Annotated in this window: 16 protein-coding genes; 9 read left to right on the top strand and 7 right to left on the bottom strand. The window is 29.8% G+C overall.

What is annotated here, in order from left to right:
* Positions 1–46 precede the first annotated feature (46 nt).
* Entirely contained in the window at positions 47–1,222 is a 1,176-nt protein-coding gene (locus L8X28_RS00135; protein WP_263665178.1) for an NAD(P)/FAD-dependent oxidoreductase, read from the top strand.
* Positions 1,223–1,244: 22 nt separating this feature from the next.
* On the opposite strand, the gene dsbD is transcribed toward L8X28_RS00135, so the two are convergent.
* Entirely contained in the window at positions 1,245–2,936 is a 1,692-nt protein-coding gene (dsbD, locus tag L8X28_RS00130; protein ID WP_263665176.1) for a protein-disulfide reductase DsbD, read from the bottom strand.
* A gap of 77 nt (positions 2,937–3,013) precedes the next feature.
* On the opposite strand from dsbD, the gene ppk2 reads away from it, so the two are divergent.
* Together ppk2 and L8X28_RS00120 are read left to right on the top strand one after the other, a co-directional pair.
* Positions 3,014–3,856, top strand: coding sequence for a polyphosphate kinase 2 (ppk2, locus tag L8X28_RS00125; RefSeq protein WP_220567128.1), 843 nt, complete (start codon positions 3,014–3,016; stop codon positions 3,854–3,856).
* A 9-nt stretch (positions 3,857–3,865) separates the two neighbouring features.
* Positions 3,866–4,648, top strand: a complete 783-nt coding sequence (locus L8X28_RS00120; RefSeq protein WP_263660060.1) for an amino acid ABC transporter permease — start codon at positions 3,866–3,868, stop codon at positions 4,646–4,648.
* Here L8X28_RS00120 and L8X28_RS00115 read toward each other — a convergent pair.
* From L8X28_RS00115 to L8X28_RS00095, 5 genes are read right to left on the bottom strand one after another with little or no spacing between them, the layout of a single operon-like run.
* A complete protein-coding gene (locus tag L8X28_RS00115) occupies positions 4,645–5,409 on the bottom strand; it encodes a transporter substrate-binding domain-containing protein (protein ID WP_263665174.1) in 765 nt (254 codons plus the stop codon). The genes L8X28_RS00120 and L8X28_RS00115 overlap by 4 nt on opposite strands.
* Positions 5,406–6,131 (bottom strand): 3-deoxy-manno-octulosonate cytidylyltransferase, encoded by a 726-nt coding sequence (gene kdsB, locus L8X28_RS00110; RefSeq protein WP_220567098.1) that lies wholly within the window; start codon positions 6,129–6,131, stop codon positions 5,406–5,408. The genes L8X28_RS00115 and kdsB overlap by 4 nt, the downstream gene beginning before the upstream one ends.
* The gene (gene thrC, locus L8X28_RS00105) at positions 6,128–7,537 is read right to left on the bottom strand and encodes a threonine synthase (RefSeq protein WP_263665171.1); all 1,410 of its coding nucleotides are present in this window, start codon (positions 7,535–7,537) and stop codon (positions 6,128–6,130) included. The genes kdsB and thrC overlap by 4 nt, the downstream gene beginning before the upstream one ends.
* Positions 7,512–8,450, bottom strand: coding sequence for a tetraacyldisaccharide 4'-kinase (locus L8X28_RS00100; RefSeq protein WP_263665170.1), 939 nt, complete (start codon positions 8,448–8,450; stop codon positions 7,512–7,514). Before L8X28_RS00100 ends, thrC begins: the two co-directional genes overlap by 26 nt.
* Positions 8,437–9,177, bottom strand: coding sequence for an NAD+ synthase (locus L8X28_RS00095; RefSeq protein ID WP_263665169.1), 741 nt, complete (start codon positions 9,175–9,177; stop codon positions 8,437–8,439). The genes L8X28_RS00100 and L8X28_RS00095 overlap by 14 nt, the downstream gene beginning before the upstream one ends.
* Before the next feature lie 61 nt (positions 9,178–9,238).
* Here L8X28_RS00095 and L8X28_RS00090 point away from each other — a divergent pair, with 61 nt between their 5' ends.
* Together L8X28_RS00090 and L8X28_RS00085 are read left to right on the top strand one after the other, a co-directional pair.
* The gene (locus L8X28_RS00090) at positions 9,239–9,838 is read left to right on the top strand and encodes an MBL fold metallo-hydrolase (protein WP_263665168.1); all 600 of its coding nucleotides are present in this window, start codon (positions 9,239–9,241) and stop codon (positions 9,836–9,838) included.
* Positions 9,838–10,119, top strand: a complete 282-nt coding sequence (locus L8X28_RS00085; RefSeq protein WP_263664443.1) for a hypothetical protein — start codon at positions 9,838–9,840, stop codon at positions 10,117–10,119. The genes L8X28_RS00090 and L8X28_RS00085 overlap by 1 nt, the downstream gene beginning before the upstream one ends.
* Before the next feature lie 23 nt (positions 10,120–10,142).
* On the opposite strand, the gene L8X28_RS00080 is transcribed toward L8X28_RS00085, so the two are convergent.
* On the bottom strand, positions 10,143–11,138 hold the full coding sequence (locus L8X28_RS00080; protein ID WP_263665166.1) for a c-type cytochrome: 996 nt from the start codon (positions 11,136–11,138) through the stop codon (positions 10,143–10,145).
* 191 nt (positions 11,139–11,329) lie between these two features.
* On the opposite strand from L8X28_RS00080, the gene L8X28_RS00075 reads away from it, so the two are divergent.
* Genes L8X28_RS00075 through L8X28_RS00060 form a run of 4 tightly spaced genes read left to right on the top strand, consistent with a single transcriptional unit; the run spans position 11,330 to position 14,637 of the window.
* A complete protein-coding gene (locus tag L8X28_RS00075) occupies positions 11,330–12,307 on the top strand; it encodes an agmatine deiminase family protein (RefSeq protein WP_263665165.1) in 978 nt (325 codons plus the stop codon).
* Positions 12,304–13,218, top strand: a complete 915-nt coding sequence (locus L8X28_RS00070; protein ID WP_263665163.1) for a cation diffusion facilitator family transporter — start codon at positions 12,304–12,306, stop codon at positions 13,216–13,218. The genes L8X28_RS00075 and L8X28_RS00070 overlap by 4 nt, the downstream gene beginning before the upstream one ends.
* Positions 13,187–14,059, top strand: coding sequence for an N-carbamoylputrescine amidohydrolase (locus tag L8X28_RS00065; protein WP_263661777.1), 873 nt, complete (start codon positions 13,187–13,189; stop codon positions 14,057–14,059). Before L8X28_RS00070 ends, L8X28_RS00065 begins: the two co-directional genes overlap by 32 nt.
* An 11-nt stretch (positions 14,060–14,070) precedes the next feature.
* The gene (locus L8X28_RS00060; protein ID WP_263665161.1) at positions 14,071–14,637 is read left to right on the top strand and encodes a DJ-1 family glyoxalase III; all 567 of its coding nucleotides are present in this window, start codon (positions 14,071–14,073) and stop codon (positions 14,635–14,637) included.
* The last annotated feature ends 3 nt before the right edge of the window (positions 14,638–14,640 follow it).

The following is a 14,640-nucleotide window of genomic DNA, read 5'->3' as shown; positions in this document are numbered from 1 at the left end:
TATGCCAAATTTTTATTTATTTTTTTATCAAATTAAAGGAAAATCCATGCAAAAAAAGAAAATTTTGTTTTTAGGTGCAGGATATGCTACTTTATCGGCTATAAAAGCCTTACCTGATGAGTTTTTTGAAAAAGCACAAGTGAGTTTGATTAATAATAATTCTTATCATTATCATACTATTTTACTACACAAAGTAGCTTCTAATGAAGATATTTATAGTTCAAAATATGATCTTTTGCCTTTATTAAATCCAAAAATCAACTTTATCCAAGATGAAGTTTTAAAAATTTCTAAAGACAAAGTTTTTACTAAAAATAATGAATTTGACTTTGATATTTTAGTATGTGGGCTTGGTTTTGCCAAAGAAACTTTTGGTATTAAAGGCATGCAAGAATATGCTTTGAGTATAGATAATTATGAAAATGCTTTAAAAATTAATGAAATAATATATGAGAAAATAAAAAATTATAAAACCACCCAAAATGAAGATGATTTAAAAATCGCAGTTTGTGGCGGGGGCTTAAGCGGGGTTGAATTTGTAGCTTCTTTAGCTAAAGAGCTTAAAATATTTTGTCAAAAAGAGCAAATTTCTTATGAGAAATTAGAACTTTCTATTATTGAAGCTATGGATCAAATTTTACCTATGTTTGATAAAAGTTTAGCTCTAAAAGCAAAGCAAAGACTAGAAGCGCTTGGTGTGAAAGTATATGAAAAATCTAAAATTATAGAATGTGAAAAAAATGGTATAAGGCTTGATGGGGGAGAATTTATTAAAGCTAATACTATCATTTGGACTGCAGGAGTTAGAGGCAATAGCGTTATAGAAAATAGCTCAGATTTTCCAAGCACAAGATCGCGTATAGAAGTAGATGCTTTCATGCATCCATTAAATGTTGAAAATTCATCAAAATACTTTTTTATAGGCGATAATAGTTTATTTAAAAACCCTAAAACTAACACTCCATATCCTCCAACAGCCCAGCTTGCATTAAGAGAAGGAGCTTATGTGGCTAAAGCTTTAATGGCTATGATTGATGAGAAAGAATTTAAACAAGAATTTTCTTTTGTGAGTGGAAATACCGTTTGTTCAATCGGAAAAGATTATGCAGTTGGCACGGTTTTACATAAACCAATTAGTGGTCTTTTGGCAATAAAACTTAAAATTTTTATAGAAAAACTATGGCAATATCAGCTTGAAGGATTGAAAGGTTTTTTGAAATAAAATTAATTTTAAATAGAGTCCTTTAAGGAACTCTATTTAAAAATTCATTTGCATCTACATAGCCTATAATGCGTCCTTTTTCCTCGCTTTTGTTAAAAAATATCATCACAGGAGGCCCAAAAACTCCAAATTCTTTCATAAGAGCTAAATCTTCTTGGCTATTATGTGTTACATCTGCTTTCAAAAGTGTGTAATTAGCAAGTAAATTTTGTACTTTAGCATCTGTAAAAGTATATTCTTCTAAGAGCTTGCAGTTTTCACACCAAGCGGCTGTAAATTCAAGCATAATAGGTTTGGTAGAATTTTGTAATTCTTGCTTAAGTTCTTTTAAATTTTTAATGGTTTTAAAACTTAAACTAGGGCTATTTTCTTTTGAGGCAAGGTTAAACTCAAGAGGTTTTAGCAAGCTTTTTGAGCCCATTGAGCCACCTAAAATTAGGCTTAAACTGTAAGCTAAAATTAAAATCATACTTGCTTTTTTAAATTTATCAAAATTAGTTTTTACTTCATCAAATAAACCCATAAAACTAGCAAAAAATACCCCTATAATTCCATAAAGTATTAAAATGATATTTGCACTAAGTATTCTTTCTAGCATCCAAACTGCCATAATGAGCATGATAAAACCAAAGAAAATCTTTATCTTAAGCATCCAAGCCCCACTTTTTAAAAAACTTCCTCCAAGACCTATTAAGAGTAAAGGCATGCCCATACCAAAACTCATCACAAATAAAGAAAGTCCTCCCAAAAATACATCACCACTATTAGTAATATAAAGCAAAGCTCCTGCTAAAGGTGCAGCCACGCAAGGACCTACAATAAGAGCTGATAAAAAGCCCATGATAGCTATACCAAAAACTCCATTTTTACCTTCTATTTTTTTATTGATAAAATTTTGAAATTTAAGCGGTAATTGTAATTCATAAAGTCCAAACATAGAAAGTGAAAGTAATACAAAAATGCCTGCAAAAGTAATGATAATCCAAGGTTGTTGTAATAAACCTTGCACATTAGCTCCTGCAAGGCCCACTAAAGCACCTGCTATAGCATAAGCTAAAGACATAAAAAAGACATAGATAAAAGATAAATAAAAGCTATGTTTTTTAGATGGTTTATCTTTGAGCTTCATTGCAATTAATGATGAAAGAATAGGTATCATTGGTAAAATACAAGGAGTAAGTGCTAATAATAAGCCATAACCAAAAAAAGTTAAAAGTGTGATAAATATATTTTGCGTACTTAAATCATTAGCAATTTGTTCATCTTCATTTTGCTTTTTAAATTGATCTTTAGTGGATTTTATAGTATAAATTCCATTTTGTTTATTAAGTTCATAATTTACATGTACAGGACGATAGCATAAACCTTCTTCTGAGCAACCTTGATAAGCTAGGGAAAGTTTTGCTTTGTTATTTTTAATAAAATCATCTAATAATAATTGAGGTATGAAAAGTTCAAGTTGGCTAAAGATTACTTCTTTGTTTTCTCTAGTTTGAGTTTGTGGGAAATTTAATAAAGAAGTAATATCATTAGAGTCTAATTCTACTTTGATTTGATCTTTGTAAAGATAAATTCTATCTGCAAGATTGATTTTTAAAAAAATTCCTTGATTGTTGCTATGGGTATTGAGTTTAAAAGCTTCATTGAGTGATAATACTCCATTATTAGCAAAAGCTAAATTGAAAAAAATAAAAAATACCGCTAAAAAACGCATTTTTCTCCTTGAAATTGAAAATTAAATTTGTTTTATTTTACTTATTTGTGGTAAATTTAAGTTAATAATTATCCTAAATTAAGGAGTTTGTTGTGGATAAGGATAAATTTACTCTTATTAAAGTGAAAAAATCAACACTTGAGTATGAAAGCGAGCTTAGAAGATTACAAATTGAGCTTTTAAAATTTCAAAATCATGTCAAAGATAAAGGATTAAAAGTTTTGATTTTAATTGAAGGGCGTGATGCAGCAGGAAAAGGTGGTGCTATTAAAAGATTAATTGAACATTTAAATCCTAGAGGTTGTCGTGTGGTAGCACTTGAAAAACCAAGTGATGTGGAAAGAACTCAGTGGTATTTTCAGCGTTATGTGACACATTTGCCTGCAGCAGGAGAGATAGTGATTTTTGATAGATCTTGGTATAATAGAGCGGGAGTGGAACCTGTGATGGGTTTTTGTACTCCAAATGAGCATAAAAAATTCTTGCGTGAGGTGTCTTCTTTTGAAGAAATGCTACTCGATAGTGGAATTTTATTTTTTAAATTTTATTTTTCAGTTTCCAAACAAGAGCAAAAAAGGCGTTTTGAGCAAAGGAGAACAGATCCGCTAAAACAATACAAACTTTCTGTTGTTGATGAAAAATCACAAGAATTATGGGATAAATACACTCTAGCCAAATATTCTATGCTTTTAGCTTCTAATACACCAAAATGTCCTTGGGTGATCATTAATTCAGATAGTAAAAAGAAAGCAAGGATAAATTTATTTAAATATCTACTTAATTCTTTAGAGTATCCAAATAAAATTAAAAATAAGTATTTTAAATATGATAAAAAATTAGTCCGTAGCGGTGAGGAAGAAATTCGTAAGATGGAACTTAGTTTAAATGATGAAAAACTTAAAAAATTTGATAAAAAATAAAGGCTAGAATTGAATCATCTTTTTATAGTGCGTAATAAATTTAATGAGCATAAAAAAATCAGTCCAAAGGTGTTTGCAGTTAATGCCTTTTTGCTAGCATTTTTATTGTTTTTATTTTTTTATTTATCTTTTTTAAGTGCTAGTTATAATTTTGATTTTATGGCAATTTATGAGTATAAAGACAAAATGATACAAGGTTTTTTTACGAGTTTTTTTATTAGTGTTTTGTCTTTGATTGTAGGTGTGATTTTTGCTTTGATTTTGTGTTATATGAGTCTTTGTAAAATCGTGCTTTTTAATATGTTTGCAAGAGTTTTTATAGAGCTTATTAGAGGCACACCTTTGCTAGTGCAAATTTTATTGATTTATTATATTTTTGCAGATAATTTGGGGCTTGATAATCGCTATGTTTGTGGAGTTTTGATTTTAGCTTTATTTGCTAGTGCTTATATTTGTGAAATATTTAGAGCAGGGATTTTAAGTGTTGATAAAATGCAATATGAAAGTGCTAAGGCTTTGGGTTTGAGTGAGTTTGAAATTTATAAAAGTGTGATTTTTCCTCAAGCTTTAAAAAATATCTTAGCACCACTAAGTGGACAACTTAGTAATTTGATCAAAGATAGCTCTCTTTTAAGCGTTATAGCTATTTCAGAATTAACTCAAAATGCTCAAGAAATTAATGCTTTTACCTTTTCTACTTTAGAAATTTATATTCCCTTAGCGCTTTGTTATTTGGTTTTAACTTTACCTATTTCTATGTTTTCAAGAAAACTTGAAAAGAGTTTTTCTTAAAAGAAAAACTCAAGCTTTTGTTCTTTGAAAACTTCTTGCATATCTTTGAGATATTTTTGACTTAGTTTATCAAAAAGACCATTTTTTTTAGATTTTAAAATAAACTCATTGAGCTCTTCTTTTAATTTGGTATTGTTTTTATTTAAAGCTATGGCCCATTGCTCAGGTGTTTTTTCAAAAGGGGTAAAAATAGCTTTTGTTTGCTCAGGATGTTTTTTCCATGCTTTATAAATACTCATTTGATCATAAATAAAAGCATCAGCTTTTGCTTGAATGACTTCTAAAATGGCTGCATTTTCTTTATCAAATACTAAGATTTTTGCGTTTTTAAGATTTTTTTGAGCATATAAATGTGCACTTGAACCTCTTTTTAAAGCAAGGATTTTTCCTTTTTGATTTAAATCTTCTATGGAATTAATATTTGATTTTTTAGCGCTTAATATCGCTAAATTTGCCTTAGCATAAGGCAAGGTAAAATCTATTACTTTTTTTCTTTGCTCGCTTATACTCATAGAAGACATGATGAGATCTATTTTTTGAGTCCTTAAAGCAGGTATAAGTCCATCCCAAGCTATGTTTTGAATTTTTAAATCATAGTTTTTTTTCTTAGCAAAGGCTTGTAAAAACTCTACACTAATACCACTTGGATTGCCTTTAGTATCACTCATTTCAAAAGGAGGGTAGGCTAACTCCATGCCTACGATTAATTCTTTTGCATGGAGTGTAAAAAACAAGCTTAGTAAAAAAAGTATTTTTTTCATTTTTTAACTCCAAATTTAGCCAAAGCCCTCTCGTAATCTTCTTTTGTATCTATACCTATGCTTTGACTTTGTATTTTTAACATTTTGATTTTTTTGCCATTTTCTAAGGCTCTTAATTGTTCTAATTTTTCACATTCTTCCAAAGCTGAGTTTTTCAAAGTACAAAATTCTTGTAAATTTTTAACCCTATATGCATAAATTCCAAGGTGGGCTTTAAAATTTTGTTTATAATTTGCCCTTTCATAAGGAATTTTAGATCTTGAAAAATATAAAGCATAATCATTACTATCAGTAACTACTTTAACCAAATTTGGATCATCGCAAGCTTTTGCATCTACTTCTTTGTAGCAACTACTCATAAAACAAAGCTCATCTTCAAAAGCTTTTTGGCTAAATTCTTTAAAATCTTTAATATTTTGTGTTTCTATAAAAGGTTCATCAGCTTGGACATTAATGATTAACTCATTTTCATTTAGTTTTAAAATTTGACAAGCTTCGTTGATCCTATCAGTGCCACTTTCATGATTTTTGCTTGTTAAAACTGCTTTTATATTGTGTTTTTGTGCTATTTTTAAAACCTCTTCATCATCAAGTGCCACACACACTTCATCAACTTCTTGCATTTTTTTAGCTGTATAAATAAACATAGGTAAATTGTCAATTTCGCATAAAATTTTATTTTCAAAACGACTTGATTTTAATCTTGCTGGTATGATTATCATTGTTTTATCCATTCTATAATAGTTTGTTTTATATTTTTGAGTTTGCAAACTTGATTTTGTTTTTGAGTGCTTGTAAATAAGCTTGCAATATTTGGATGAATTTCTTGCTTAAATTCTTTTGCAAGTTCTTGCATACAAGCTTGTTCATCTTGACATTCTTTGTTATAAATTGCTTGATACATACTTGGGGTAAATTTACTCCATTGTGCTGTGGAAGTGATGAGTGTTGTGGTGTTAGAATCAAGCATTTTAAAACAAGTGCAAGTGTGAGGGTCTAAAAGTCCTAAGTGGCTGTATTGTTTGATATATTGCATACACTCATTATCATTGCAAAAATCAGCTTCAAAGTCTTCTTGTAAAAGCTCTAGTTCTTTTTGGCTAAGCTCATAATATTTTTCATTCTTTAAAGCTTGCATAAGTTCTTTGGTGCGTTCATCTTTGAATTTATCAAAAAGCAATCTTTCTATATTTGATGATATGAGTATATCCATAGCAGGGGAAATAGTCTTTTGTAAGTTTTTATTTCTTAAATCGTATTTACCTGTATTAAAAAACTCACTTAAGATATTGTTTAAGTTGGAAGCAATTTTAATTTTACCTATATTTGCTCCCATTTTTTTAGCATAATAAGCTCCCAAAGCATCGCCAAAATTTCCACTCGGCACAATAATGTCTATTGTTTTATCAATTTTTAAGCTAGCATAGTAATGATAGATGATTTGAAAAAGTATTCTTCCGAAATTAACTGAATTTGCAGCACTTAGACTTAACTTTTCTTCTTTTAAGGTGTTTTTAAAATCTTCATCATTTAAAAGTGTTTTTAGGGCATTTTGTGCATCATCAAAATTGCCTTCAATGGCTATGGATTTTAAATTGCTTGCATTTGAGTGTGTCATTTGTAAAGCTTGAGTTTTACTTGTGCCTTCATTTGGGTAAATGCAAACTACTTTTATGCCTTTTTTATTTTCAAAGCTTTTTAGCGTAGCAGGCCCTGTATCGCCACTTGTAGCACACATGATTAAAAAATCATCATCTTTTTTTAAGCATTCCAAAAGCACGCCAAAAGGCTGCAATGCCATGTCTTTAAAAGCTCTTGTTGGCCCATGAAATAATTCATTAATATAAAGCTTATCATTAATTTTTCTTAAATTAATAGGGCAGGTTTTATCATCAAAACTCTCATAAGTTTTCAAAGCTTTTTCAAAAACTTCAGGCTCTAAATCAAAATCAAAAGCTGCGATAATTTTTAAAGCTAATTCTTTGTAGTTTAAATTTTTTAAAGCTTCATTATCAAGCTTTGGTAGATTAAGTGGTGCATATAAAGCATTATTAGGTGCACTAGGGCTAAGTAAGGCCTTTGAAAAGCTTACTTGGTGATTTTTATCTTGGGTTGAGTGTAGTAACATTTTTTTCCTTATTGTTAAATTTATCAATATAATCTTGCAAAATTTGCTTAAAGCCGTCTTTTAAAATAATATCAAGATGAATTAATTCTGTTTTAAAGCCAAAATCTTTTACCTTGACATAGTCTTTAAAGGTTAGCATTAAGGTGTCACAATTGTGTTTTTTTAAAAGTTTTTCTAATTCTTCTTTTTTGAAAGTATAATGATCAGCAAAAAAATAACAAGCCCTAGCTTTAATAAAATGCTCATATAATCTAAAAGGCTTTGCAATAGAGCTTATTAAAATAGCTTTTTGGTTTTCTTTTACATGAGAATAACGCACAAAATCTTCATTTTCTTTAGCTATAAAATCAGCCCTTTTAGCAAAAGATTTTGGTAAACGATAAGCCCCGCTAGGTAGGGTAAAATCAAAAAAAGGCTCATCTTTACTTTGTAATAAAATACTAAGTTTTTTAATATGAAATTTAGAAAAAGCATCGTCTAAAAGTATGATCTTTGCTCCAAGTTCGATAGCTTTTTGTATGCCTTTAACTCTATCTTCACTTACTATCACTCCACTAATGTGCTTTGTAAGTGCATACTCCATAGCTTCATCGCCACTTTCTTTAATGCTGCATAAAATTTTATCTTTGTGTTTAACGATGATTAAGCCTTCACTTTGTCTTTTATAGCCTCTTAAGATGATAAAACAATTTTCAAATTCAGCAGCTATGGCTTTACAAATGGGAGTTTTTCCATTGCCTCCTAGGGTTAGATTACCTATGCTTATAATGGGTAAATCAAAATCAAGTTCTTTTTTAAATTTAGTATTTAAAATAGCTATAATCATATATAAAAAGCTAAAAGGTAAAAGCAAAAAGGCTAGAATTTTTTGCAAAAAATTAGGTTTAAAAAAATACCGATCAAGCCAAGTCATATGTATTCTTTAATGTTATTGGAGGTTTTCTTTTAAAGGCATTATTTTGCACACGCTCTAAGACTAAATTTTTTAAATTCTCATCAAAATTTTCTAAGCTTTGATTATTTTCTAAAGCTTTTAAAACTTCATCTAAAACTTCATATTTATAGCCAAGATCTTTTTCATCACTTTGATTTGGCCAAAGATCAGCACTAGGGGCTTTTTGTATGAAATTTTCATGTACACCTATAAATTTAGCAAGCTCAAAAACTTCACTTTTATAAAGTGTAGCTAAAGGATTAAAAGCGCAAGCTAAATCTCCATAAATAGTTCCATAACCAAGCATAAGTTCACTTTTATTAGAAGTGCCTACCACTAAAGCATTATGCAAGGCTGAATAATCATAAAGCAAGCTCATACGCACTCTTGCAGCTAAATTCCCAAAACGTAAATGGCTTAAATCTTGACAAATTTTTTCATAAGCACAAAGTACTTCATCAATATAAATGATCTTGTGATGAATTTGCAAATGATCACATAGCATTAACGCATCATCTAAATTTTCTTTTTTAGAATATTTTGTAGGCATTAAAAGCACAAAAAGTTTTTCACCTACTGCTTTTTTGCAAAGATGAGCTACTAAAGCTGAATCTATCCCACCGCTTAAACCTAAGATGAGATTTTTATCTCTTGCTTGTTCTTTTATAAAATTGATCAATAATTCTTGTAATTTTGTATAATTCATAAAAAATCTTTAAATATTAATTTTTTAAAATTATATTTGATTTAGTTAAAAGGAAGTTTATATGCGTATTTTGAAACAACCATGTGGAATGTATGAAACAAATTGTTATATTATAGATCATAATAACAAGCAAATTATCATCGATCCAGGAGAAAATGCTTATAAGTTTATCAAAGAAAATACAAGCAAACCTTTAGCTATTTTAAATACCCATGGTCATTATGATCATGTTTATGATAATGCTAAAGTTAAAATGGCTTATGAAATTCCAATTTTTATCCATAAAGATGATGCTTTTATGCTAGAAGATCCTTTTAATTATGGTTTTGAGCATTCAAGTGCTGATGTATTGATAGAAAATGAAAATGAATTTAGTATAGATGAGTTTAAGTTTAAATTTCATCATTTCCCAGGGCATACTCCAGGGTGTTGTATGATAGAACTTGTGGGTGAAGATGTGCTTTTTAGTGGGGATTTTTTATTTTATCGTAGTATTGGTAGGTGGGATTTTCCTTACTCAGATGCAACTAAGATGAAAGAGAGTTTGCTTAAAGTTTTAGCTTATGAAAAAGATTTTAAGCTTTTTCCAGGGCATGGAGAAGAAAGTTCTTTAAGAGAAGAGCAAAGTGCAATTCCTGCTTGGTTAAGGTATTTTCATTAATGGATAAGGTTTTATATTTTTTAAGTTTTTTACTGATTTTAAGTGCGATTTTGAGTTTTTTTAAACCCAAAGAAACAAAAAAGAAATTTTTTCACAAATGTCCATGTTTTAGAGCAGTAGAAAATGGTTTAATGAGTAGAATTTGCATTTATGTAGGAAGTTTTGGTTTTATGTATTCTGTGCTTTATATTGGTTTTGGAGTGTATGATAAAAAGCTTTTTATGATTTTGCTTTTATCTTTTGCGATATGGTATTTTGCTTGGGTTTTAAAAAAAGAATAGCTAGAATTAGCTATTCTTAAAAATTATTTTGTATTAATATATAAAGGTTCAAAAGGACCATAATGATGTTGCTCTATACTAAATTTATCATGTTTAGCATAAGGTTTTACATCCATATCTGCAGGTTTTACATCACGATCTGGAAAGTCTTTATTTCTATTCTTTTTAATAGGTCTTGGTTGAGAATTAATATAGGCTGCCACATCATAAGCTTGTTCTAGAGTTAAGGTTGCATCATCTTTTGGCATATTTGCTTTGATATAACTTGTAGCTTTGATAAGTCTATACATGCCAGCACCTGTGTTGTAACTATCATTTCCCCATAAAGCAGGATATATGTAATAACTCATACTAGGATCATTACTTTTTATCCCCTCTCCATTTTCTCCATGGCAGGCTACGCACTTATTTTGATAAATTTCTTTACCTTTTTTAGGATCTGCTGCTCTTTTTAAAAAGGATATTTTAGGTAATCCTTGTCCTTGTGTTTTTGCTCCTACTTCTATACCTTGAGAAATATAATGCATATAAGCAAGTATGGCTTTCATTTGAGGAGAGTTGTTTGGAAGCCTTTTGCCATTCATGGATCTTTCCATACAGCCATTAATTCTATCTTCTAGAGTGATTATTTTATCCGCTCTTGCATTATATTGTGGAAAGCGTGCATAAATTCCTACAAAACCTGATTGATTTTTTATAGTTCCAGCATTAGCATGACAGCTTGAGCAAGAAAGATTATTACCTGCATAACGATTTTTAGGATTTTTTGCTTGAGGTCCTATATAGTTTGTGGTGTAATTTAAAATTTTATTACCCAAAATGACTGCTTGAGTATAAGGTGAATTTGGAAGTTTATCTTCAATGATAATACCATTTTCTATAGTATTTGGGACTTTCCATTGTGCACTTTGTAAATGGATACCTGTTTGCTTTTTTGCTTGAAGTTTTGCTTGATCAATGGCAAAAGCAGAACTCATTAAAAAAGATAAAGATAAGACAGAATATACAATTTTTTTCATTTTACCTCCTTGAACTTGTCTTATTTTCATCTTATAACTTGAAATTTAAAAAAATATTAAATATTTTTAATGTAAAAGTATCTTTAAATACTACTATGCCGTTTTTAAAGATAAAAATGATATTATTAATATTTTTTAGAATATGTAATTAATGTTACCTTTTTATACATTTTATCCAAAGGAAATTATCAATGAGACAAAGCATAGCAGAATGGGAAAAACAGGAACTACTTTTACTTTCATTACCCCATAAAAATAGCGATTGGAGTCCTTATTTAGAAGAAATTATGCAAAGCTATGAGGAATTTATTAAAGCTGTGGCAAATTTTCAAAAAGTTTTACTTATTGCTCCAAGTGAAAAAGATTTTCAAAGATTTAAACATATAAAAAATCTAGATTTTTTTAAGTGTGATACTAATGATACTTGGATTAGAGATTTTGGTGCAATTGATGCGCGTGAAGATGATAAAATTATAGGGCTTGATTTTACTTTTAATGCTTGGGGGGATAAATTTCAAAGTTCTTTAGATAATGCTGTAAATTCTAAACTTTTTGCACAAAAATTATCTGGAAAATTAGAAAAAATAGATTTTATTTTAGAAGGTGGAAGCATTGATTTTAACGGGCAAGGAGTAATGCTTACAACGAGTGCTTGTTTGTTAAATGAAAATAGAAATTCACATTTAAATAAAGAGCAAATTGAAGCTAAGTTAAAAGAAATTTTTGGCTTAAAACAAATTATATGGTTAAATCATGGTTATATAAAAGGCGATGATACTGATCATCATATAGATACTCTAGCAAGATTTATAAATGAAAAAACTATTGCTTATTGTGTGTGTAAAGATGAAAATGATGAGCATTATAAACCTTTAAAGGCTATGGAAGAGGAACTTAAAAAAACAGGATTTGATTTATTAGAGCTTCCTTTACCTAAGCCTTTGTATTTTGAAGGTAAAAGACTTGGTGCTACTTATGCAAATTTTGTTTTTGTTAATGGTGGTTTGATAGTGCCAACTTATAATGATGAAAATGATGCTTTGGTATTAGAAAATTTACAAAAAGCATGCAAAGATAGAAAAGTAGTAGGGGTTGATGCAAGGGTGTTTTTAAGACAAAATGGTTCTTTGCATTGTTCTTGTCAAAACCGCTATGAAGGTCAAAGATGAATTTACAAAAAAGCGCAACTATCATTGCAAGTGTATGTGCTATTTTTTTAGCTATTATAAAATTTGCAGTAGGATTAGCTTCAGGTTCTGTTGCAGTACTTTCTAGTGCGATTGATTCTTTGCTTGATTGTGTGATTTCGGGTTTAAATTTTTTAGCTTTGAAAAAAAGTTCTCAAGGCTCTAGCAAGGAATATAATTTTGGCCTTAGTAAAATTGAAGCATTAATGGGGCTTTTTGAAGGTCTTGTTATTAGTGGGATTGGGGTTTATATTTTTTATGAGAGTGTTTTGAAAATTCACAATCAAGAAAGTGTAGAAAAACTTGATCTTGGAATTTTTGTCATGGCTTTTGCTATGGCTGTGACTTTGTGTTTGGTGGTTTTTTTAAATTATGTTGCTAAAAAAACAAAAAGCTTGATTATAAAAGCTGATAGCTTACACTACAAAATAGATTTCTTGACTAATGCTTTAACGCTTTTAGCACTTGTGATTATAGCTTTTACAAATTATCATTTTATTGATGGATTATTTGGTATAGCTATAAGTTTATATACGATTTTTTCAGCTTTTAAAATCATTAAGGAAAGTTCTAAAATTTTATTAGATGTAGCTATTGATAAAGAACAAGTTGAAGTGATTAAACAAATCATAAGTACAAATAAAGAAGTCAAAAGTTTTCATCATTTAAAAACTAGAAAAAGTCCTGATATGCTTTATGTTAGTGTGCATTTAGTTTTTGAACCTACAATATCACTTTTAAAAGCTCATGAGATTGGTGATGAGATTGAAGATAGTATAAGAGAACATTTTAAAGATGATTTTTGGAATATCCATATACATTTAGATCCTTATGATGATTCAGAAGAAGAAAGGAGTAAAAATGAAATTAGCGCTCATTCAGCAAGAATTTAAACAAAATAAAGAAAAAACTATAGAAAAAACATGCGAACTTATTAAACAAGCAGCAAAAGAAAAGGCTGAGCTTGTGTGTTTGCAAGAGCTTCATCAAACGCAGTATTTTTGTCAAAGTGAAAATACAAACTTTTTTGATTTGGCAAATGACTATGAAGAGGATGTTAAATTTTGGTCTAATATAGCTAGGGAAAATAAAGTTGTTTTGGTAACTTCTTTATTTGAAAAAAGAAGTGCAGGGCTTTATCATAATACTAGTGTGGTATTTGAAAAAGATGGCTCCATAGCAGGCAAATACCGCAAAATGCATATTCCTGATGATCCTTGTTTTTATGAAAAATTTTATTTTACTCCAGGTGATTTGGGTTTTGAGCCTATACAAACAAGTGTTGGAAAGCTTGGTGTTTTAATATGCTGGGATCAATGGTATCCTGAAGCTGCTAGGTTAATGGCTTTAAAGGGAGCTCAAATTTTAATTTATCCTACCGCTATAGGTTGGTTTGATAAGGATGAAAAAGAAGAAAAACAAAGACAGCTTGAAGCTTGGATAGGTGTGCAAAGAGGTCATGCTATAGCTAATGGCTTACCTGTAGTAGCTATTAATAGAGTGGGTTTTGAAAAAGATGAAAGCGGTGTGGAAGAAGGTATAAGATTTTGGGGGAATTCTTTTGTTTTTGGGGCTCAAGGTGAAGAGCTTTTTAGGGCTGATGATAAACAAGAGCTTTGTAAAATCGTTGAAATTGATATGCAAAGATGTGAAAATGTGCGTAGATGGTGGCCATTTCTACGCGATAGACGCATAGAATATTTTCATGAATTAAATAAAAGATTTATTGACTAAAAGGAGGAAAAATGAAAAAAGTTTTAGTGCCTTTGGCAAAAGGTTTTGAAGAGGCTGAATTTATAGGTATAGCTGATGTTTTAAAAAGAGCAGGGGAGGCTAGTGGAAATTTAGAAGTTATTATTGCTTCACTAGATGATGAGCTTTTAGTGCAAGGAGCTAATGGAATTAGCATAAGGGCTGATGTGAGTTTGGCTAGTGTTGATCAAGAAAATTTAGATGCAATCGCTTTGGCAGGTGGATTTGAAGGTATGATGAATTTAAAAAACAATTCACTTATCATAAAAATCATACAAGATTTACATGCTAAGAAAAAAATCGTAGCTGCTATTTGTGCTTCACCTATGGTATTGGCAAAAGCAGGGGTGATTAACGGGGAGTTTTCTTGCTATCCTGGTTGTGAAGCGGGTATTGAAGGTATAAGAGTAAATAAAGCAGTTGTGGTAAATGAAAATGTCATCACAGCAGCTGGGCCTGCTACGGCTATTTTATTTGGTTTAGAGCTTGCTAAACATTTATGCTCAGAAGAAATTTATCAAAAACTTTATGAAGGTATGCTTATTCCTTTAACAAAATAAACC

Origin of the sequence: Campylobacter sp. CNRCH_2016_0050h, assembly GCF_025772605.1 — a bacterium.
In the GTDB taxonomy this organism is placed as follows: Bacteria; Campylobacterota; Campylobacteria; order Campylobacterales; family Campylobacteraceae; genus Campylobacter_D; species Campylobacter_D lari_D.
This window is presented reverse-complemented; position numbering and strand designations above follow the sequence as displayed.

Coding starts and splice junctions, on each gene's coding strand:
- L8X28_RS00090 (WP_263665168.1), top strand. CDS start 9,239: ATGCGTATTTTGAAACAACCATGTGGAATGTATGAAACAAATTGTTAT.
- L8X28_RS00085 (WP_263664443.1), top strand. CDS start 9,838: ATGGATAAGGTTTTATATTTTTTAAGTTTTTTACTGATTTTAAGTGCG.
- L8X28_RS00060 (WP_263665161.1), top strand. CDS start 14,071: ATGAAAAAAGTTTTAGTGCCTTTGGCAAAAGGTTTTGAAGAGGCTGAA.
- L8X28_RS00115 (WP_263665174.1), bottom strand. CDS start 5,409: ATGAAAAAAATACTTTTTTTACTAAGCTTGTTTTTTACACTCCATGCA.
- L8X28_RS00080 (WP_263665166.1), bottom strand. CDS start 11,138: ATGAAAAAAATTGTATATTCTGTCTTATCTTTATCTTTTTTAATGAGT.
- L8X28_RS00065 (WP_263661777.1), top strand. CDS start 13,187: ATGAAATTAGCGCTCATTCAGCAAGAATTTAAACAAAATAAAGAAAAA.
- L8X28_RS00075 (WP_263665165.1), top strand. CDS start 11,330: ATGAGACAAAGCATAGCAGAATGGGAAAAACAGGAACTACTTTTACTT.
- L8X28_RS00100 (WP_263665170.1), bottom strand. CDS start 8,450: ATGACTTGGCTTGATCGGTATTTTTTTAAACCTAATTTTTTGCAAAAA.
- kdsB (WP_220567098.1), bottom strand. CDS start 6,131: ATGATAATCATACCAGCAAGATTAAAATCAAGTCGTTTTGAAAATAAA.
- L8X28_RS00070 (WP_263665163.1), top strand. CDS start 12,304: ATGAATTTACAAAAAAGCGCAACTATCATTGCAAGTGTATGTGCTATT.
- L8X28_RS00135 (WP_263665178.1), top strand. CDS start 47: ATGCAAAAAAAGAAAATTTTGTTTTTAGGTGCAGGATATGCTACTTTA.
- thrC (WP_263665171.1), bottom strand. CDS start 7,537: ATGTTACTACACTCAACCCAAGATAAAAATCACCAAGTAAGCTTTTCA.
- L8X28_RS00095 (WP_263665169.1), bottom strand. CDS start 9,177: ATGAATTATACAAAATTACAAGAATTATTGATCAATTTTATAAAAGAA.
- dsbD (WP_263665176.1), bottom strand. CDS start 2,936: ATGCGTTTTTTAGCGGTATTTTTTATTTTTTTCAATTTAGCTTTTGCT.